This is a genomic window from Roseivirga spongicola, from assembly GCF_034376045.1.
GTDB classification, from domain to species: Bacteria; Bacteroidota; Bacteroidia; order Cytophagales; family Cyclobacteriaceae; genus Roseivirga; species Roseivirga spongicola.
Genome location: NZ_CP139724.1, coordinates 980,246 through 1,000,674 on the forward strand (window position 1 = coordinate 980,246; position 20,429 = coordinate 1,000,674).

The window sequence follows — 20,429 nt, forward strand, 5'->3', positions numbered from 1 at the left end:
CGTAAAGGCATAAAAAAACTGTCTCGCAAAGCTTCCCCATCGTCATCCTGAAATTATATCAGCATCTGTTCTTTGAACTTAGATCCTGAAACTAGTTCAGGGTGACGATTAGTAAAAAGCTTTACAAGACAGTCTTAAGTGTCTGCTATAATTTAAAGAGAAGCTGTTTTTTCTTCCTCTCCTTTGTAGATAATTACTCCAGTTGCCTCAAAAGCCAACTCTTCTTTATCTTCAGTAATAGCTAAAATTTCTTCTTCAGGCTTGCCAGCATCTGCTGCATAGTGCTTCAAAGTTTCAACATCGGTAAGGGTTCTAGTAACAACACCTTCAATAAGGGCTACGTTACCTTCCATTCCTTCTTTAGGCACAAAAAAAGCGTAGTCTTTAAAAGTTACTCTCATCTCCTCACCATTAGGCAGCACCAAATTCATCCAGCAACCCTTCATGGCACAAGTAGCGGTAATTTCTCCTTTTACTTTCACCATTACAGAGTCTGAATCATTCAGTTGAGCCATCATATCGTTAACAGAAATTGCTCCTTCTTCACTAATTTCTGCACCATAAGTACCAACAACATCTGCAGATGCTTCTTTAGTAGCTTCTTCTTTTTTTGCTTGACAAGCCCAAACCGCCATCACCATTAGGGCTGCTAAAAATACTTTCTTCATTTCTTTCAAGTTTTGATGCGAATTTAATAACAAGTTGTATCTCAGACTAAAGAAGGGCAAAATTTCATTAGCACTAGTGACTTTTCCTCAACTCGGCTATCGACTGTTTTAAAAACTCCAAAGCTTCTTCTGGAGTTGCAATGGCAGCTCCTTCTGAAAACATTTCACCATTTCCTCTCATAAGCCATTCGGCTGAAATTTGTTTGCCATCTAACTCTAGCGCTAGTAGTTTTTCAAGCACTGGGCCACTCGGATAACTCATTCTTCCTTTTGGGTTTACTATGTTGAACATAACGGAAGAACTTACCCCTAAACGCTTGGCAAAAGCACTTTCACTATCTCCGAAAGACTTAATAACCTCAGCTATTCGTTTGTTGATTGACATGACAAAGGCAAAATAAAGCGTTTCCAATAAAATTCCTTTACGATCAGTGCCTTACAAACAAGCCGATTGCCAAAGCGTTTGTTATTTTTGCCGTCATCCGATTGAAATGAAAACCAGAGGCCAACAAGTATTTGCGAGTTCACTGATTCTGTTCATCACCTTTTTCAGTATAGAAGTGCCTAAGAGAGCCTTCAGAATGTACGAAAAAAGGGATATTGAAAAGACCGTTGAGGCACTCGATAAGTCGATTGAAAAAGACACCCTCAATCCAGCTGCTTATTACTTATATTCGGTTTTACACACCGATTCGCTCTACCATGGCTACGATGTAGACGAGGCGTTCAGCTACATTACTAGAGCTATTGCTCAGTTTAAATCACTTTCCGATCCAAAGGATTTAGAAGACCTAAAGGATGTGCAAGTTGACTCGGCCAATCTGGAAGTTCAAAAAGATAAGGTTGATGCTCTAAAGTTCGACCTGGTGGCTCAGGTACATACTATTGCTGAATATGAAGCTTTCATTGAAAAACACTCAGATGCCGAGCAAATTCCTCAGGCTCGTGCAGGAATTCACAGCCTAACTTTCAAAGCAGCTCAAGCAGACCATACTTGGCAAGCCTACAAAAACTTTATCGATGCCTTTCCTTCGGCTAAAGAATATAATGAAGCAGATTCACTGTATCAACTTTTGATTTATGAAGAACGAACAGAAGACGGAACGCTGGCTTCTTACCAGTCGTTTTTAGATGAGTTTCCAGGTACTCCTTACCGAGATGAAATTATTCCTGAAATATTCAAAATAAGGACCGCCACTAACAGAATAGCAGATTACGAGGCATTCTTAAAGGAGTATCCTTCAGAAGAATTTCAGCAAATAGCGTATAAAAGAATTTACCATGTTTTTAAAGAGAAATACGGAACAGATGAATTTTTGAAATACTTCCCTTCTCTGAATTGGAACGATTCTATCAGAAATGTTCAACAGTTAGAAAAAGACTATTGGGTACCCAAACTTACGGACAACACCATTGAGTTTGTTAACTCCAACGGTACTTCTATGCTGAAAACCAAGCTTACAACGGTGCCTCAAAACTGTCTTTGTGAGCCTACTATTGCAGACTTTGTTGTAGGAAGCTATTTCGAAGAAAGCGCTATTATCAGTAGAGACGGGCACTTACTTTATTCTGGAAATTTCGCAAATGCCAGAGATGCGGGTTTCGGCTTCATCATTTTAGAAGCGGAAGATGGGGAGCGCCTATTCCATAAATCGGGAGAGATGATTATTAACGAGCGCAAAGAGGCCATTGAAGTACTGAATGAATCGATGATCAGAACTGCAAAAAATGGATTTTTTGGATTGGAAAGCATTAATGGACTGCGTTATCTAGAGAATGAGTTTACCTTAATAGACACATTGGGCCGCTTTCTTTGGCTAGAAAAGGAAGACGGAATTGCACTAGTGTCTCCAGAGGTACTTTTTCCGGCATTAGATGGCCAAACTCCTCCTATTGAGTTTGCTTATGATGAGGTAGAATTGCTCGGAAATGGTAGAATCTGGGTAAGCCGAAACGGCCAAGAAGCTATACTAGATGATGAACTCAGAATGGTTATTCCCTTTGGGCAACATCAGATTTATGAAGAAGCTTATGGTTGGCTGTTGAAGGAAAAAGGTAAGTTTAGAGTACTTCACGATCGATATCCAGAATTAAGCGGCAAAACCTTCTCCCAAGTAAAAAGCAACCAGCAATGGCTGGCTTTACAAGAGGAAGAAAAGTGGACGCTATATGACCAACTCGGTTCGTCATCCATTCAGCAAGAAATTGATTCTGTAGCCACTCTTGGCGAAAATATGGTAATGCTACAAGTTGGCAACAAGCTATTGGCACAGTTCAAAAATGGCAAACAGCTAACCATGGAAAAAGACTGGAGCTACAAGCTCTTAATACCTCAGTCATATGTAAAAACAGGAGAGCCAGCAGTCCATGATTATTTCATGTTGAGCAATTTCAAAAACTATAGAAAGGTGTATAACGAGTTTGGCAGAGAAATTCTTTCGGCCACCTTCAATGAGGTAGTGGCTCTTGAAGATAATATGCTACGTCTTCAGAAAAGAAATGCCGCACTAGCCGATAGCACAGGCCACTATTTGCTCAACTTTGTTTATGATGGTATTGGCTCCAACGAAGATGGCTATGTAAGCACCCTAGATAAAGGAAAGTTTGGGGTTATTAACCCAGCCAAGCAGATTAATATTCCACCTGTATATGAAAAGCTAATAGAGCCGTACACTGATACCGTAATGGTGGCGGTAAAAGACAAGTACAAAGGCTTTATTAATACCAAAAACAAGGCTTTAACCGCTTTTGAGTTTGACGAGGTGGCCTATTTCAACGATTCCATTGCTTTAGTAAGAATTGAAGACGAGTGGTTACTTGAAAACATCAAAAATGAAGACATACTCTACGAGCGAATTACCGATTGGGAAATTATTGAAGTAGGAGAAGAAGACAAGACCTTATTCATTACCACAGAGACAGGACAAGGTATTTATAGTGAATCTATGGGCCAGATTATTGAACCTACTTACACTTACATTAGAGTGCTTGGCACTCCTAAGGACCCTATCTATTTTGCTGTAAAACTAGTGGCCGAAGCCAATATCTATGTAGTTATTTACTACGACAAAAAAGGTAATAAACTTTTTACACAAAGCTTCAGGCAAGAGGAGTATTTTAAAATAGCTTGCCCAGCAAATTGAATTAGAACATGACGCGTTTTTTACTTAGTATTTTTTCGCTTGCAATAGCTTTCAACTTGCAAGCCCAAACAGAGAAACCAAAACTGATAGTTGGTATTGTTGTAGACCAAATGAAGCAAGAATACGTTTGGCGATTCTACAATCACTTTGAAGAAGGTGGCTTCAAAAGGCTAATTGAAGGTGGCTTTATGGCCAAAAACGGGCACTATAACTACGCCTCTACCAGCACTGGCCCGGGCCACGCATCTATCTACACCGGCACTACGCCTTCTGTTCATGGCATTGTGAACAACAACTGGTATAGCCGAAAGCTAAAGAGAAGTGTTTATTGTGCCGAAGACACTAGTGTAAGAGCGGTAGGCGGATTTAACCGAAGCGGACTTATTTCACCAGCCAACCTGTATAGCTCAACCATTACCGATGAGCTTAAAATGGCTACTCAACAGCGTGGAAAAGTAATTGCTATGTCCATAAAAGACCGCGGTTCTGCCTTGCCGGGCGGCCACCTATCTGACGGGTCTTACTGGTATGATAGCCGCACAGGTAACTTCATGACTTCTACTTACTACATGGAAGACCTGCCAAATTGGGTGAAGACTTTTAATGAGCAGAAAAATCCAGATAAGTACCTAAGCCAAACATGGAACACCATTAAGCCTATTGAGTCATATGTAGAAAGCGGTGACGATAACTCGAAATATGAAGGTGGGTTTAAGGGGAAAGATACCCCAACCTTCCCTTACGATCTGGCCAAGCTAAAAGATGAAAATGGAGGTTTTGGAATGCTACCAAGCACTCCTTTTGGAAACAGCATCTTAACAGATTTGGCATTAGAAGCTGTGAAGAATGAAGATTTGGGTGGTGATGAAATTACAGATTTTTTAGCGGTAAGCTACTCTAGCACTGACTACATCGGCCATAACTTCGGGCCACAATCTAAAGAGGTTCAAGACACTTATGTGAGGCTAGACAAAGAAATTAAGCGCTTGCTAGATGCCTTAGATGCAAAGCTTGGCAAAGGAAACTACACCGTGTTTGTTAGTGCCGACCACGCAGTGGCAGAAAATAGTGTTCGCATGAAAGACTTAGGCTTTAGAGCAGATAATATTAGTACAAGAGATATTGGCACTTATGTGGAAGAACAACTGAACCAAAAGTTCGGAGAGGCTAAGTGGATTGAAGCTCGTGGAACAGACATATTCCTTAACCATGATGTTGTTGCTGATCAGGGTAAGGATCTTTATGAATTACAACTATTTGTAAGCCAAAAAGCCATGGAATTCCCTGGTGTTTATTTAGCACTTACCGCAACCGATTTGGCCAGAAATAGCTACAGCGAAAAGATGAGGTCTTTGATGCAAAAAGGCTATCATCCAAAAGAGTCTGGAGACGTGAAGTTAATCTTCGATCCGGCTTGGCAGAGCGGAGGTTCAAAAGGAACTGGCCATGGCAACCCATGGAATTACGACACTCACATTCCGGTGATTTTCTATGGCTGGGGTATTAGCGAAGGCACTCAGTCAGTTCGAGAAATTCATATCACAGATATTGCACCAACCATTAGCATGCTCATGAATATGCGTTTGCCAAATGGTGCTACTGGTCAGCCAGTTTTTGAAGCATTAAAGTAATTACTTAGCTAAGGAGGGGCTTTAGCCTCTCCCTAGTTTCATAATCCATCTGCGCAATTTTCTCAAGGTTGTGATTCTTAAAGAAGTGCTCCCTAACTTCCAATAGTTCATCGTATGGCCCTCTAGCCGCCATTATCTTTACAATTACTGGTGAACACTCCAACATTATGAACAGGGCGATAATGAAGATATTAGCAAAATAGATTGCTCTATTTTCTAAAGAAATCTGCCGTAAAGCTTCTAACTGAGCAGCCATTCCGTCCCAAGGGTTTCTTTTGATTGCGCTCAGCTCTGTAGCTTTCTGCTTGTTGAGGTCGGCTAGTTCCATCTGGAGCCTTTCAATCTGCGGCTGATTATTCTGCATTGAGGCATTCAACTCTGCCTGAGCCTGATCAGCATCGGCCTTTTTGATCTGATAAATAGGGCCAGCATTACGTTTCATAGAACCTCCAGTACCATCGGCCTCTTGCCTAGCTATTGTGGCCAATTCATCGCGCTTAGTCCGCTTGGCCTCAATGTCCGCATTCAAGGCTGCAATCTGTCCTTGTAAAAGCTGAGTTTGATCAATAAACCGTTGGTCTATTGAAGCAATCTCTCTTTGATAAATGTCCTCTTCTAACAATACAAGCTTCCTGTCTATCTCTTTCGAAAAGATTTTAAGTTCTAGCGGTTTAGATATCACAATGGCTAACATAACGGCCAAAAGAATTCGTGGAGAAGCCATCAGCAACTCTTGCCCCTTACCCTTTCTAGACTTCTTCATGGTTGAAACAATGAATCGGTCTAGGTTGAAAATAATGCAACCCCAGAGTAAACCGAAAGCCGCAGACCACCATGCATTTTCGAAAATTGTATAGAAGGCATAACCACCCGAAAGGGCTGCTAAAATACCTGTAAAGAAAACCGTAGCACCAATTCCTGTGAATTTAGAAGCTTCGGTAGGGCAACGTTTTAATAGGGAAATATTGGCTCCTGAGCAGAACCAAAAGAATTGCTTAACAGTATTCATAGTTTGAGTTTTTTTTGACCTAGTGACTGCAATAACGTAATAACGATTGATATGTTGTAATATTTAGTACCTTATTATACAAGGTAGTGATTTACCACAGATTGGCTATTGAGGGAATCGAACATATAAATAAGGAAAAGCAGGTATCTTCTACCTAAGCCCGTGTTGATCTATGAGGTAAATAACAGCAGCCATAGATGCTGCTCCTAACTCCAATTCTCTTTGGTTTACAGCTTCAAAGTTATCTATTGGAGTATGATGGTATTTGAAATAACGTTGGCTATCAGGAATAAAACCAATAGTTGGTACATCTTGTGTTCTAAGTGGGCTAATATCTGCTCCGCCCCCGCCTCTTTTGAATTGAAACAATCCGTATGGTTCGAATAAAGGAGCCCAACTCAATAATTTATCTTGCTCTACCTGAGTACCGGTAATTCCAAAACCAATAGGTAAAAAACCACCCCTATCAGATTCCATAGCCGCAATATGGTTTTCACCGTTTTTAGCCGCCAGCTCAGCATATTTTCTACCACCGCGCAGTCCGTTTTCTTCATTCATGAACATAACTGCACGAACCGTTCTTTTTGGCTTATAATCTAAGGCTTTAAAAAGTCTGAGCACCTCAATAGACTGTACACAGCCCGCGCCATCGTCATGAGCACCTTCAGACAAGTCCCATGAATCTAAATGACCACCAACGGCTATAATTTCATCGGGGTGTGTTGAACCTTTAATTTCGCCCACAACATTATACGATAGAACATCTTCTAGCATTTGAGCATGTGTCTCAAAGTAAAATTGAAGCTTTGGGTCATCTTTTAACAAATCGCTCAAGAAGTCAGCGTCTTTTGCTGTAATGGCCACTGCCGGAATTTTAGGAACATTCAGTCCATAATTAGTGCTGCCGGTGTGTAGCACATCATCTCTAAATGAGCTTAAAGAACGAACCACTACTCCAATGGCTCCATACTTAGCGGCTTCGGTTGGGCCACTTCCCCTTTGATTTGAAGCTCCACTGTAGGCAGAAAAAGTATCCATCAGCTTAGCATCCATAGGCCGATTGAAGAATACAATTTTGCCTTTAATTTTCTCTTCGCCTAACTCTGCCAACTGCTGAAAGTCTTGCACCTCTACCAATTCTGCAACAGTTCCACCTGGACCAGTCCCCACAGCATTGCCAAGAGATGTAACTGCTATTTCCTTTGAACCGAGCTTTCTAGAGTTGACAATTCTACCAATCTCTACTTCGCCTCTTACCCAATGAGGAACCATAACAGGTTGTAGGTATACGGTATCGAAACCATAAGACAGCATTTGCTGCCTGCTCCATTCAACTGCGGCTGCAGCTTGTGGAGAACCACTCAGTCTACCACCAATATTTTTGGTGAGGTAGCGAAGCATCTCATAGCTCTCGCCTCGTTCTAAGGCTTCGTCATAAATTTTTCTGATGTAAGCAGCATCTTTATCCTGACTAAACACTGTAAATGACACTAAGAGTAGCAGGCTAAGGATGATGGTCTTTTTCATGATAATGTGTTAATCTACAATTTCTGCGTCATGAAGAATGTACATGAGCTTCATTGGGTCTTCTGCGTTAATTTCTAGTTTTCCGCGTACCGTAATTCTCTTTTCAGTGAACCTGTACTTCCCTTTAGAAAATACTTCGGCCACCGTTTCTGGCCCTGCGCCTCCACAGAAAAAGCAGTTAGCAAAAGGGAGGGAAGACAGAACAAAGTAAGTTTCGCCTTGAAGTTCTTCTAAGGGAATCATCCAGCCCTTCAACTCAATGGTTTTTCCATTTAACTTTTTTACCTCTTCACTAAAGGTGGGATAATCTACTTCAAAGTTTAGGGTTTCATCGAATCGTTTTTCAATCTCAACTTTGGATAAGGTATTCCAAGTATTCTCTCCGTTTTGGGAGAATGCCATTGAGCTTGAAAAAACCAGAAGTATAAGTATTATTCTTTTGAGCATTACTTAATTAAATCGAGCATTCTATTGAACCTAAGGCGCTGGAAGAAGCCAGCATTAGGGTCTGTTCTATCTACAGACCAGAAGATGAATAGTGGCTTACCCACAATATGATCGTATGGCACAAAGCCCCAAGATCTAGAGTCCAGAGAATTATGCCTGTTGTCTCCAATCATGAAGTAATAACCTTGCTTAAAGGTATAAGAAGTAATATTTTCTCCTTCAATAGAGACCTCGTAGCCGTTAATAACTACATCTTCGTTGTGTTCATATTGCTGAATTACCTCGCCATAAAGCGCTACATTTTCAGGAGTGAGTTCGATAGTCATTCCTTCTTCAGGCATTACCAATGGCCCAAAGAAATCTCTACTCCAACTGAAAAGCTGATCGTGAGGAAAAACTTCAAACATGGATTCCGAACCACTTTCATAAACAATTTCTTCAACATTTTGAACGAATGGCAACTGCTCTAAAGCCTGAGCTTTTTCTGGAGTGGTGTGTATTTTGAAGCCAAATTTGCCATTGTACTCTCTAGAAATGGCGTTAGTAGCATAAGTATCGTAAGGGTTCTCATCCTCATAATCAGTAATACCTATTTCTCTCAAATACCTTTGATGAACACCTTTATCTGCCTCTACAAAATAGCTTGTTAAACTCTTTGGCGGATTTTCAACCGCTTCACCATTAATGTATACTTGCTTATTTCTGATTTCAAAAGTGTCTCCAGGAATAGCCAAGCAACGTTTTACGTAGAAGGTTTTCATATCGGTTGGAAAACCCTGCTTATAATCTGGCGGATAATTAAACACCACAGGTTCGCCTCTTCTTGGCTTTCTCAGCCCTGGCAGCCTGTAAGATGGTAGCTGCACAATATCTGTGTAAGACGGTACCTCTTTTCCGAAAAGCTTAATGCCCCAAAACGTTTGGTGCGCTAAAGGAAATTGGATGGGGGTCTGAGGGGTTCTGGCTCCATAATGAAACTTACTCACAAAAAGGTGATCTCCAATGAGCATTGAGTTTTCCATTGAGCCTGTGGGTATGGCAAAGGCCTCCACAAAAAGTCCACGGATTATGGTTACTGCTATAAGCGCAAAAAGTATATCGTTTAGTAGTTCTCGAAAGAAACCTTTTTTCTGTTTCGGCTTTTTCTCCTCCTTATTCTTTCTCTTCAGAAAATCGAGCATGATTCTAGGTATAAATAGTCGGCTTTAAAGGTATTATTAATTTGTGAAAAATTGGTGTTTCAAATTCTCCGATCCCTTCAATACGGCTTAAATACTGATGAGGTTCCCGTATATCTGTTAGGCGGTTTCTGAATTTGACGAGCCTTCACTTAATTTGTGGCTCAGAGCAGTACTATGATTATCATTGACAATCTCTCTTTCGGATATTCAGACCATAAGATTCTTTCAATACCTCATTTTGAGGTAAAAGAGTCGCAACACCTTATGGTGTTAGGTTCTTCAGGAAGTGGAAAAACCACACTATTGCACATTCTTGGCGGGCTGCTAGCTCCCAAGCAAGGCAAAGTAACTATAGGTGAAACAGATATATACAGCCTGTCTGGTTCTCAAAGGGACAAGTATAGAGGGCAAAACATTGGCTTGGTTTTTCAAAAAGCACACTTAATCAGTGCGTTGTCCGTTCAAGACAACCTACTTCTGGCTCAATACTTGGCCGGCATGGTGCAAGACAAAGGAAGAGTAAAAGAAGTACTGAGTGAACTTGGATTGGGAGAAAAAATCAAAAAAAGCGTTCGCGAATTAAGCCAAGGTGAGCAACAACGGGTAACCATTGCAAGAGCATTATTGAATAGGCCAAGAGTAATTTTAGCAGATGAACCTACTGCCAGCCTTGATGATAAAAACGCTCAGAAAGTTATTCAGCTACTCCAATCTCAGGCAGAGCAATACAAAGCATCTCTATTAATTGCCACACATGATCAGCGTGTGAAAGATCAGTTTGAACTTCAACTTAACCTAGCTACCGCATGAACCTCCTATCATTAAGTTGGAATTATATTAAAGCCAGGCCACTAAACATGGTGCTCAACATGTTATTGATGGGCTTGGGTATTGCCATCATTCTGGTGCTCATTTTACTAAGCTCCCAATTAGAAGATAATCTGGCTAAGAATAAAAAAGGAGTAGATTTGGTTGTTGGAGCCAAAGGAAGCCCACTTCAATTAATACTTGCCAATGTCTACCATATAGACTTCCCTACAGGCAACATAAAGCTTCAAGAGGCCAAAGACCTCACAAGGAACAGGCTGATAGCCTCGGCCATACCATTGGCATTAGGAGATAACTACAGGGGCTATCGAATTGTGGGAACAAACCACGATTACGTAAAGCTATTTGATGCAGCTGTGGACGAAGGTGAGTTATGGAAAAACAACTTAGACGCTGTTGTAGGGTCTAATGTGGCTCAATCTTTAGGCTTAAAGGTTGGAGATACATTTTTCGGAGCTCACGGTCTTTCCGTTGCCGACATGGAACATGAAGAAATGTCTTACCGCATTGTGGGCATTTTGGAAGAAAACAATAGTGTTATTGATAAGCTCATTCTCACCAATATTGAGAGTGTCTGGGCTGTTCATGACCACGATGAAGAGCATCACGAAGAACACAGCGAACCTCAACTGGGATCTGCTTATGAAACGGGATTTCCTGAAGGCGATGAAGATGCCGAAATCACCTCTATGCTTATAAAGTTCCGCTCTCCAATGGGAGCAGTGACTTTACCTAGAATGATTAATGCGGACACCAACATGCAGGCTGCCTCACCAGCATTCGAAACACAGCGTTTGTTCTCCTTACTTGGAATTGGCGTAGACCTGCTGAAAGCATTTGCTGTAATCATTATTATCATTGCTGGCTTGAGCATATTCATTTCACTATATAATGCACTAAAAGACAGAAAATACGACCTTGCCATTATGCGTTCTTTAGGCGCATCTAAAACAAAACTCTTCTTTCACGTAGTATTAGAGGGAGTAATTATAACCGTGCTCGGAGGGTTATTGGGTTTCTTAATAGGCCACGGACTAACAGAGTTCTTAGCTGGTCTTTATGAGAAATCTGATGAAATTGGGTTAACAGGCCTAATTTTTGTCAAACAAGAGCTGGCAGTGATGTTAATTAGTGTGGGCATAGGAATAATAGCCTCTCTGATTCCTGCAATCAATGCATACAAGACAGATATTTCAGAAGTATTAGCAAAAGAATAAGATGAAAAAAATATTAATCATTTTGATGTTCATAACGGCCACTGGTTTTGTTCAAGCTCAAAATCCTGATGAAAAAGATGGAGTGAAAATGAGGGGGATTCAGGTTTGGAGAACATTGGCCGATGTTAAATACGAAATTCAAAAAGACGAATACGGTGATTTGTATGTACCTGTATTCGGAGAAAAAATAGAAGACCTAAGAGACCAAGTGGTTGAGGTTGAAGGCTACATTATTCCATCTGACTATACTTTTGTTTACGATTACCTAATTCTTTCCTTATTGCCAATTTCAGAATGTTTCTTCTGTGGTTCAGGAGGTCCAGAAACCGTAATGGAAGTTCACCTTAAAGAGGGAGAAAAGTATAAGTACAACACCAAGAGATTGAAGTTTAGAGGTAAACTTAAACTCAATGCAGACAACCCAGACAAGCTAATGTATCAGCTGGTAGATGGTGAGTTCTTGGGCCTATCTGACGATAGCTACTAAGCTCTTATTCTGTAACTTTTATAACTCTAATCAAGAGAGAGCTGCTTAACTTAGTGGCAAAATTCAATGTTATGAAGAAGCTCTCTTTACTCCTATTCGTACTTACTTTATTCGTTTCTTGTGGAAGCGGTTTTGATGCTGAAGCCGAAAAGAATAAAATCTTTGATATACATGATGAAGTGATGCCGAAGATGGGTGAGCTAATGAGCTTAAAGCGGAAAGTCATTGAAAAAGCCTCTGAGGTGAACGCTGAAAATGCTTCTGAGCTACAAAATATTGCGCAAGAATTAGACGAGGCCTCGGAAGGAATGATGAGCTGGATGCGCGACTGGAGCAAAAATTCTCAACAGTACATGGAGATGAAAAACGGTACGGAAGCTCAAAAGGAGTACCTAGCAGCTGAAATGGAAAGAGTAATCGATGTAAAAGAAGCAATTAACACCTCTATGGCCAAAGCCAAAGAGGCTTTGAAGTAATTTTATCTTAAGGCAAATGCAATTCGCAATTCCAGAAAGGTATCAACCTCTTGACCTCTGCTCTTAGCAGGAATCCAATCTGGTGAAAGACTAACTACTCTCATCGCCTCATACCCTAATGAACGCGCTGGACTCCTAACTAACTCAGGTGCTATAACATAGCCTTCTTTGGTAATGACAAATTTTACAAAAACATCGCCTTGATGCCCCATTCGTTTGGCTTCTCTTGGATAACGAAGTGTGTATTTAAGGTGATTTAGCCAACCCTGCTGTCCCCCTTCAAAGGATGGGAGAGAGTCTACTAGTGGATTCCCCTCTGAATCTTTTGCTTCAAGCGGATCGATAATCTCTAGCTCTCGAGAACTGAGTTCGTTGTCCATGCTATAAATTGTTATCTCCTTGGGCTCACCTTCATCATCAAAATTGACCCAAACACCATCCTTTTTTCCATTTGAAAAACTGCCTTCCAACTCAGGAATGCCTTCGTTTGAATAGAGAAAGTAGGGGCCTGTTTGAATTTCTTTTTCAAAAGAAGAAATTTCAAGTAACTGTCCATTTTGACTGTATCTAGTACAATTTCCAATCTTTCGGCCTCTTCTATCAACTTCACAAACTTCAACTGAAGTATAGCCAGAGTTTGACTCAGTAAGAACCTCAGACCCCTCATAAAAGGTGCTGTCAATTCTAACTTTCTGTCCGTAGACTGAAACTGAAATAGCAAGGAAGATAAATAGGAGTGTGTTCTTAAGCATAGCCAATTATAAAGAGCTAACAGGCCTATAGCAAATTGAACAATGGTTTTATTTTTTGATCAACTCAGGGGCTACTCCACCGTATTCATTTCCCCATGAGTTGGTGATATAAGTTAAAATCTCTAGTACCTCGGTCTGATTCAATTTTGGGTTAGCTGGCATAGGCTGATTATACTCAACCCCATTAACTTGTATTGGCCCCTTCATACCATTAAGGATAATTCCAGCAGCTCTGGGAATGTCACTCAACAAGTAATCCGAATTCTTTAAAGGAGGAATAAGTCTGCCTAAACCCTCACCATTTTCTGCATGGCAATTCGCGCAATACTGAGTATAAAGCTTCTTGCCATTGGTGAAGTACTTAATCTCGGTATCTGATAAGCGCTCTTGGGTTTTTGCTCCTTCAGACTTCTCTCCAGCACAAGAAGCGAAGAGAGATAAAAAGGGAATAGCCATGAGGCCAATAAAATTCAGCTTCAAGCTTCTAGCTTTACTCGTCATATGCCTTCAATAGTTTCGGAATATCACTCATTAGTGCTGTCACTTGCTTAGGATCGGTTCCATCGTACATGCCGCGAATTCTTCTTTGGCCATCAACTAGAATAAAAGCACCACTGTGAATATACCCACCAGGAGCATCTTTATCTTCTCCAACAGGAACCAAGTAACCTGAGCCACTTCCTATTTCATAAATCTCGTCTTTATTACCTGTTAGAAAGTGCCAAGTCTTGTTGTCTGGCACCCCGAGTCTTTCAGAGAAATCCTTCAGATAAGCTACGGTGTCATGGTCTGGGTCTATAGTATGAGACAGAATAGCAAAGTTGGGATTGTCTTTAAACTCTTCATAAACCCTCAGCATTTGCTGCTTCATTACAGGGCAAATAGTTGGGCAAGTTCCGAAGAAGAAATCGGCTACGTAGATTTTATTGTCAACTGTAGCCTCAGTTACAAGAGCGCTATCCTGATCTATAAATTGAAAGCTAGGAATGGTATGGTATATAGTATCTACCTTTCCACCAACCTCTTTGTAGTCGGTTCTGCCTAAAATAGGTAATTGTTGACTTGATGAACCTTTACCACATCCGTTTAGCACAGCTGCAAATACAACTAATACTGAAATCACTTGAAGAGTAATCTTTTTCATTCTTTTCTCTCTCTAATTTTTTTGTATGCCTGAACGGCTATCATCAATACAACAGTTACACCCACAAAACCAAGTGTACCTTTTATCCAGTCTAGCTGGTTTTTTAGAACTATTAAAAACACCACCGAGATAAGAATAATGGTGGCCACTTCATTGAAAATTCTGAGTCTTATAGAACTTAGCCTTGCTACACCTTGCTGCAATTCCCTATAAATTTTGTGGCAATACAGTTGATATACATACAACAACACAACAAAACTGAGCTTTATGTGCATAAAGGGCAGCTTGAGCATATCTGGATATTGGATTATCATAGTTGTGCCCAGAATCAGTGTGATAATTGCCGATGGCCAAGCGATAATGAGCCAAAGCTTTTTGGCCATAAGAGCCAACTGCTTACTCAAAATAGAGCGCTCTGGTTCAGGTTTTTCCAGTGCCTCTGTCTGATAAACAAAGAGTCTAACAATGTAAAAAAGCCCTGCAAACCAGGTAACTATAAAAATGATATGCAGTGACTTGATGTACAAGTTGGCCATAAGACAAAGGTAATAACCGATTGGTTAATTAGGCATTTTGTTGATTTGAAAATTCCCTACCCAAACAAAGTACCTGTTTGGCCAGGCTTCTTCAGTTTAAGGTGATCATAGGCCAAATGAGTGGCTTCCCTTCCTCTAGAAGTTCTTTTCAGAAATCCTTCTTGAATTAGAAACGGCTCATAAACCTCTTCTATGGTTTCTGCTTCTTCGCCCACAGCAGTGGCAATGGTTGAAATACCAACTGGCCCACCCTTAAACTTCTCAATAATGGTAGTAAGAATACGGTTATCCATATCGTCCAAACCATGAGAATCCACATCTAGCGCGTTCAACGCCATTTCGCTTATCTCTTTCGTGATTCTTCCAGTTCCCTTTATTTGAGCAAAATCGCGGGTTCTTCTGAGTAAGTTGTTGGCAATACGAGGGGTTCCCCTACTCCTTCTAGCTATTTCATAAGCGGCTTCCTCGTCTACCGGAGTATTCAGAATATCACAAGAGCGAAGCACAATGTTGGTCAGTAACTTTGAGTCGTAATATTCCAACCTAGCATTTATTCCGAAACGAGCCCTCAAAGGAGAAGTCAACAAACCAGAACGAGTAGTTGCACCAACCAAAGTAAATGGATTCAACCCGATCTGAACAGTTCTGGCATTCGGCCCAGAATCCAACATGATGTCGATTTTATAATCTTCCATGGCTGAATAGAGGTACTCTTCCACAATTGGGTTAAGCCTGTGAATCTCATCAATGAAAAGCACATCGCCTTCATCAAGGTTTGTCAGAAGGCCAGCCAGATCGCTAGGTTTGTCCAAAACAGGACCAGAGGTAGTTTTAATTTCGGCACCAAGTTCGTTGGCGATAATATTGGAGAGTGTAGTCTTCCCAAGTCCGGGAGGGCCATGCAGTAACACATGGTCTAAAGGCTCCGACCTTTGCTTGGCAGCCAACACAAATATTTTGATGTTCTCAATGATTTTATCTTGTCCAGTAAAATCATCGAAAGAAAGTGGGCGCAAAGCCTTTTCTATGTCTTTTTCAGACGAGCTATAGTCGTCTGCATTAGGATCAAGATAATCTTCCCTCATTCAGCAGAAATTCATTCAAAAGATAATCAACCTTAGGCACATTACAGAAATGTAACAGAAAAGTAGCACCCTCGGCTTTCAATTCAATTATCTTTGCCAAAAATAAGGGAATGGACAGGAATAAGCGCTCAAGGATCTACTTAATTGTATTGCTCATTGCAATTTTTGTGGTGTATACCTATCGCGAAAATCAACCCAAAGAGGTTTTAATTCAAGGCACTACTATGGGCACAATTGCCTATAACATTAAATACCTCGACAAAAAGCAGCGAAACTTTAAAATGCAGTTCGATTCTCTGCTCAAAGACTTCAATCAGGCGCTTTCTACCTACATTCCTTCATCGGAGATTTCAACTTTAAATAATGCTGGCCGAGTTGAATTTGAGCTACCTTATTTCCACGAAGTGTTAGAAGCCAGCAATAAAGTGCATAAGGAAACAAATGGGGCTTTTGACCCAACTATTGGACAATTAATTGATGCATGGGGCTTTGGTGATGGTAAACTAATTGCTCCAGATTCTGCTCAAGTAGACTCTTTGCTTGGCTTTGTTGGGCTAGACAAAATCTCTTACAATTCTGAATATGCTGCTTTAGATATTCCTGGTGTGAAACTGAACTTTTCTGCCATTGCTAAAGGGCAAGCCATAGATGTAATTGCCAACTGGCTTACTAAGCAGGGCATGGAAAATTTTATGGTTGAAATTGGTGGAGAAGTAAGAACTAGAGGCAAAAATATTGATGGTGAATTCTGGACTATTGGTATTGAGGTTCCTGATGAAAAGCGAATTGGTGGCTTGTTCGATGCCTTACATTTGGAAAACCAAGGAATGGCTACTTCTGGCAATTACCGAAATTTCCGAGTCTTGGAAGATGGCCGAAAAGTAGCTCACACAATAGACCCTTCTACAGGCTATCCAAAAATGCAGACTTTACTTAGCGCTACAGTTCTTGCCCCTTCTTGTATGCTAGCCGATGCTTATGCTACTGCCTGTATGGTGCTTGGTAAAGAAAAAAGCATTGAACTGATAGAAGCCGACCCTACCCTTGAGTGCTATTTGATATTCGCAGATGAAAATGGCGAAACTACTACCTACCTCTCTTCTGGACTAAAAGGGAAGACGGTAAAAACAGAAAATGGCGAATAACTGAACTATTTAGTCCAGAAATGGATTTTATTCTCATCTTTGCAATCCTGTTGCAGATGCAAAATTTGAGAATTGTTAATTAAAGCTATTTTACTTTTTCTGGCTGTTGCATTGCCGGCTCTTGTTATCATTAAGAGTTCAGGCTTTTCTACTAAGCGCCTTCAGCTCTTTTTGGTTTTTGCTGGTGCTTATCTATTTGCAATGACCATCATTCACCTTATTCCAGATCTTTTCTATTCTAAAGAAGATCCGTTTAGTCTTGGGCTTTATATACTATTGGGGTTTTTCTTACAGAAAATCATAGAGAATTTCACCAGTGGTGTAGAACACGGACACGTACATCAGCATGCCAACTTCTCAGTTACTTACCTATTGATAGCCCTAAGCCTTCACTCTTTTTTAGAAGGAAGCATTCTTACCGATTCTTTACACTCACACCATGTAACAGATGCAGAGCACGCTCAAAGCAGCTCTCCGAAGATATTGCTTGGCATAATAATGCATAAAATTCCAGCGGCAATAGCGCTTATGGCCCTTCTGCTTTATAAAATGTCTAGTAAAGCCAAAGCTTATATGCTTATTCTAGTCTTTGCGCTAGCTTCGCCTTTAGGACTATTTACTGGTGAGTTTCTTAGTAACGGGCATGTTCTTCCAGAAAAGTACATGATTATATTTTTTGCAGTAGTTGCTGGTAGTTTTCTGCAAATCTCTACAACCATTTTTATAGAAACAGATCCCAATCACAAGCTCAATTGGCAAAGATTCGGGGTATCAGTATTTGGCGCGATGTCTGCGGTTTTAGCTCAGGTACTTATCTGAAACTGTGTTGCGTAGGTTTTCTTAATACATTTGGACATGGGTCATCACCATAATCATCACAGGCACGGGCAAAGCACCAAAAACCTTAAGGTTGCATTCTTTCTTAACCTTTCTTTTACGGTTATTGAGTTTATCGGTGGGCTCCTAACTGGTAGTATGGCTATCATGTCTGATGCCCTGCATGACCTTGGCGACAGCATTAGCATAGGCTTGAGTTGGTACTTTCAGAACCTCTCAGAAAAGAAGAGAGACAACACCTTTTCTTATGGCTATAAGCGATTCTCTTTACTCGGAGCCATAATCAATGCTGTTGTACTTCTAGTAGGTTCAGTAATCATCATCAGCAAGGCGGCACCTGCTATTATGAACCCAAGTCAGGTAGACGAAAAAGGCATGCTCTACATTGCCATTTTCGGAGTTGTAGTGAATGGTGTAGCTGTTTTAAGGCTGAGAAAAGGCAGTTCTATCAATGAAAGAGTCATTAGTCTGCATTTACTGGAAGATGTACTCGGCTGGGTAGCTGTACTTATAGGTAGTTTACTCATTATGTACTTCGATTGGTACTTTATAGACCCGCTACTTTCTGTGTTAATCGCTCTTTTCATTATTTACAATGTCTTTGTGAACATCAAGAAGAGCTTCCAAATCATTCTTCAAGCAACACCAAAAGAAATTGATATTGAGAAAGTACACAAGAAGCTCAGAACCATCCCTGAGGTACTTGAAATTCATGATTGCCATATCTGGTCAATGGACGGGGAATATCATGTCTTCTCTGCTCACTTGGTACTAGATAAATCTTATGACTTACGCCTTCAGGCTGCTATTAAAAAACGAGCAAAGCACTTACTTCACGAATTAGGCATTGAGCACTCAACCCTTGAGTTTGAGTTGAAGGATGAACATTGCGATGGGTGTTAACTTCTACTAAATGATAAAAGCTCTTGCTTCCCTTCCAAAGCAAGGCCTCTCATAGCCATCAACACAGACAAAATCAATAGGACAGAAATATTAACTAGTACACCCGAGGTGCCTAAAAACGATCGGTACTCAAACTTTGGTAGTGCTTCCAGATCACTGTGTTCTAGCATTGAATTATCGAATACAAAAGGCATAAAATGCGCTCGCCAATCCAAACTGAAAGACCTCACATTAGCCTTAAATTCATTATAGTTTTTTGAAGATGTACCCGCCAACTCAGTAGCACCATCTTGAAATAGAACTGCCGGACTTAACAGACCCCACGAGTCTACCCACTTCTGTTGTTTAGTTAGTTGTTCATCGAACCTAGTGATTACAGGCGATAGCTGCTCTTCCATTAACTCCTGGCTAGCAAAATAGCCTTGCCAGTAGCCATAAGCATTCTGTCCTTCATTACGAATAAGCTCTGGATGATTCCTCAAGTACTCATCTAACACTTTATCTTGTTCTTGGCTCAATTCCTTCTTGGTCTGCCTAATTTCATTAAGTAATGTTACCCTTGAAGGCATTGGGTACACGGTATTGGCAGCCTGATTAATAACGGTTGGAAGAATCAGCACAAGCAAAATCCATAAGGAGAGCAGCGAAACAGCATTCTTGGCCGAAGAATACCCGTAAATATTAACCAGATAAGAAACAGCAAACCAAAAGGCTAAGTAAGCATAGGTCAGCAAAAAGAAAGTAACTAGGCTCAAGCTAAACGCCATTCCAACCATTACTGCTGTAAGGGTCAGAATGAAGGTAAGAATTATGGCCAAAGAGCAATAGCGAATAATAAAACGCTGAAGTAACCACAAGTTTGTGTTGATGGGGTTAGAAGCCAAAAGTCTCAGCCTACCAGACTCCAATTCTTGAGTTCTTAAGTTGTAGGTAAAAGCTATAATTACTAGTGGAACCAAATAAGTGAGCACAAAAGCCAAGTCGAAATTCCCGAATAGTAATTGAACTGGGTTATTCAGCTCATTGAAACTAAGCGTAGCCAAGTCTTCACTAGAAGAAATCTTAATCTGATGAGTATATAAATCGCTCTGACCTATGGCCAATTTACTCATTTCTGTAGCTGGCATAGTAGCCAATTGGCCAGTATAAATAGCCACATTCATTGGAGAAAGGCGAAAAGCACTAGGATGCTCCTCTCCTTTGCTCAGGGTTAAAGCCACTTCTTGTATTAGGTCTTCCTTTTCTTGTTGAGCAGCAATGGCTTGTTGCTGGTCTGCCTGCCTTCTTTCAAAATGTCTTAAACCGTTGTATCCAGCATACAAACAGAGTAAGACTAAAACAAGACTAAGTGAAACGAACCAATAGTTTCGGCTTAAAAGTCTGACCTCGTGGCGGATATTCTGACTGACCATA

Annotated in this window: 21 protein-coding genes; 9 read left to right on the top strand and 12 right to left on the bottom strand. The window is 40.7% G+C overall.

Translation table 11 applies throughout. From position 1 onward, the window contains the following. Positions 1–152: 152 nt before the first annotated feature. Together T7867_RS04420 and T7867_RS04425 are read right to left on the bottom strand one after the other, a co-directional pair. Positions 153–668 carry a DUF4920 domain-containing protein gene (locus T7867_RS04420; protein WP_068216181.1) on the bottom strand — a complete coding sequence of 172 codons (516 nt, stop codon included), beginning with the start codon at positions 666–668 and terminating at the stop codon, positions 153–155. Between the two features lie 73 nt (positions 669–741). Next, the gene (locus T7867_RS04425) at positions 742–1,053 is read right to left on the bottom strand and encodes a hypothetical protein (RefSeq protein WP_068216183.1); all 312 of its coding nucleotides are present in this window, start codon (positions 1,051–1,053) and stop codon (positions 742–744) included. A 106-nt stretch (positions 1,054–1,159) separates the two neighbouring features. On the opposite strand from T7867_RS04425, the gene T7867_RS04430 reads away from it, so the two are divergent. Together T7867_RS04430 and pafA are read left to right on the top strand one after the other, a co-directional pair. Then, the gene (locus T7867_RS04430) at positions 1,160–3,811 is read left to right on the top strand and encodes a WG repeat-containing protein (protein WP_068216185.1); all 2,652 of its coding nucleotides are present in this window, start codon (positions 1,160–1,162) and stop codon (positions 3,809–3,811) included. An 8-nt stretch (positions 3,812–3,819) separates the two neighbouring features. After that, complete coding sequence (gene pafA / locus T7867_RS04435; protein WP_068216187.1) at positions 3,820–5,442, top strand: alkaline phosphatase PafA; 1,623 nt, start codon at positions 3,820–3,822, stop codon at positions 5,440–5,442. 4 nt (positions 5,443–5,446) lie between these two features. Here the strand turns inward: pafA and T7867_RS04440 are convergent, their stop codons facing one another. From T7867_RS04440 to lepB, 4 genes are all read right to left on the bottom strand, one after another. Then, positions 5,447–6,451 (bottom strand): DUF4407 domain-containing protein, encoded by a 1,005-nt coding sequence (locus T7867_RS04440; RefSeq protein ID WP_068216189.1) that lies wholly within the window; start codon positions 6,449–6,451, stop codon positions 5,447–5,449. A gap of 150 nt (positions 6,452–6,601) precedes the next feature. Continuing rightward, positions 6,602–7,978 carry a M28 family peptidase gene (locus T7867_RS04445; RefSeq protein ID WP_185101182.1) on the bottom strand — a complete coding sequence of 459 codons (1,377 nt, stop codon included), beginning with the start codon at positions 7,976–7,978 and terminating at the stop codon, positions 6,602–6,604. Positions 7,979–7,987: 9 nt separating this feature from the next. Then, positions 7,988–8,425, bottom strand: a complete 438-nt coding sequence (locus T7867_RS04450) for a hypothetical protein (RefSeq protein WP_068216193.1) — start codon at positions 8,423–8,425, stop codon at positions 7,988–7,990. Then, positions 8,425–9,606: a signal peptidase I gene (gene lepB, locus T7867_RS04455; RefSeq protein ID WP_068216195.1), complete on the bottom strand. Its 1,182-nt coding sequence runs from the start codon at positions 9,604–9,606 to the stop codon at positions 8,425–8,427. The genes T7867_RS04450 and lepB overlap by 1 nt, the downstream gene beginning before the upstream one ends. 174 nt (positions 9,607–9,780) lie before the next feature. Here lepB and T7867_RS04460 point away from each other — a divergent pair, with 174 nt between their 5' ends. The 4 genes from T7867_RS04460 to T7867_RS04475 all read left to right on the top strand — a co-directional run bounded on the left by T7867_RS04460 (position 9,781) and on the right by T7867_RS04475 (position 12,614). Further along, the gene (locus T7867_RS04460) at positions 9,781–10,416 is read left to right on the top strand and encodes an ABC transporter ATP-binding protein (protein ID WP_068216197.1); all 636 of its coding nucleotides are present in this window, start codon (positions 9,781–9,783) and stop codon (positions 10,414–10,416) included. Then, positions 10,413–11,651, top strand: a complete 1,239-nt coding sequence (locus T7867_RS04465) for an ABC transporter permease (RefSeq protein WP_068216199.1) — start codon at positions 10,413–10,415, stop codon at positions 11,649–11,651. The genes T7867_RS04460 and T7867_RS04465 overlap by 4 nt, the downstream gene beginning before the upstream one ends. A 1-nt stretch (position 11,652) precedes the next feature. Further along, positions 11,653–12,138: a hypothetical protein gene (locus T7867_RS04470; RefSeq protein WP_068216201.1), complete on the top strand. Its 486-nt coding sequence runs from the start codon at positions 11,653–11,655 to the stop codon at positions 12,136–12,138. A gap of 71 nt (positions 12,139–12,209) precedes the next feature. Then, the gene (locus T7867_RS04475; protein ID WP_157717495.1) at positions 12,210–12,614 is read left to right on the top strand and encodes a hypothetical protein; all 405 of its coding nucleotides are present in this window, start codon (positions 12,210–12,212) and stop codon (positions 12,612–12,614) included. 2 nt (positions 12,615–12,616) lie between these two features. On the opposite strand, the gene T7867_RS04480 is transcribed toward T7867_RS04475, so the two are convergent. From T7867_RS04480 to ruvB, 5 genes are read right to left on the bottom strand one after another with little or no spacing between them, the layout of a single operon-like run. Then, the gene (locus T7867_RS04480) at positions 12,617–13,366 is read right to left on the bottom strand and encodes a TonB family protein (RefSeq protein WP_322299883.1); all 750 of its coding nucleotides are present in this window, start codon (positions 13,364–13,366) and stop codon (positions 12,617–12,619) included. 48 nt (positions 13,367–13,414) lie between these two features. Continuing rightward, on the bottom strand, positions 13,415–13,846 hold the full coding sequence (locus tag T7867_RS04485; protein WP_322299884.1) for a c-type cytochrome: 432 nt from the start codon (positions 13,844–13,846) through the stop codon (positions 13,415–13,417). Between the two features lie 10 nt (positions 13,847–13,856). Continuing rightward, positions 13,857–14,510, bottom strand: a complete 654-nt coding sequence (locus T7867_RS04490) for an SCO family protein (protein ID WP_322299885.1) — start codon at positions 14,508–14,510, stop codon at positions 13,857–13,859. Next, positions 14,507–15,046, bottom strand: coding sequence for a CopD family protein (locus T7867_RS04495; protein WP_322299886.1), 540 nt, complete (start codon positions 15,044–15,046; stop codon positions 14,507–14,509). Before T7867_RS04495 ends, T7867_RS04490 begins: the two co-directional genes overlap by 4 nt. A 56-nt stretch (positions 15,047–15,102) precedes the next feature. Then, positions 15,103–16,131 (bottom strand): Holliday junction branch migration DNA helicase RuvB, encoded by a 1,029-nt coding sequence (gene ruvB / locus T7867_RS04500; protein ID WP_273272221.1) that lies wholly within the window; start codon positions 16,129–16,131, stop codon positions 15,103–15,105. 110 nt (positions 16,132–16,241) lie between these two features. Between ruvB and T7867_RS04505 the strand changes: the two genes are divergently transcribed. The 3 genes from T7867_RS04505 to T7867_RS04515 all read left to right on the top strand — a co-directional run bounded on the left by T7867_RS04505 (position 16,242) and on the right by T7867_RS04515 (position 19,016). Continuing rightward, positions 16,242–17,276, top strand: coding sequence for an FAD:protein FMN transferase (locus T7867_RS04505; protein ID WP_068216213.1), 1,035 nt, complete (start codon positions 16,242–16,244; stop codon positions 17,274–17,276). 72 nt (positions 17,277–17,348) lie between these two features. Further along, on the top strand, positions 17,349–18,095 hold the full coding sequence (locus tag T7867_RS04510) for a ZIP family metal transporter (protein WP_068216215.1): 747 nt from the start codon (positions 17,349–17,351) through the stop codon (positions 18,093–18,095). 36 nt (positions 18,096–18,131) lie between these two features. Next, positions 18,132–19,016, top strand: coding sequence for a cation diffusion facilitator family transporter (locus T7867_RS04515; RefSeq protein ID WP_322299887.1), 885 nt, complete (start codon positions 18,132–18,134; stop codon positions 19,014–19,016). Here the strand turns inward: T7867_RS04515 and T7867_RS04520 are convergent. Beyond that, positions 19,013–20,428, bottom strand: a complete 1,416-nt coding sequence (locus T7867_RS04520) for a DUF3526 domain-containing protein (RefSeq protein WP_322299888.1) — start codon at positions 20,426–20,428, stop codon at positions 19,013–19,015. The genes T7867_RS04515 and T7867_RS04520 overlap by 4 nt on opposite strands. Position 20,429 lies beyond the last annotated feature (1 nt).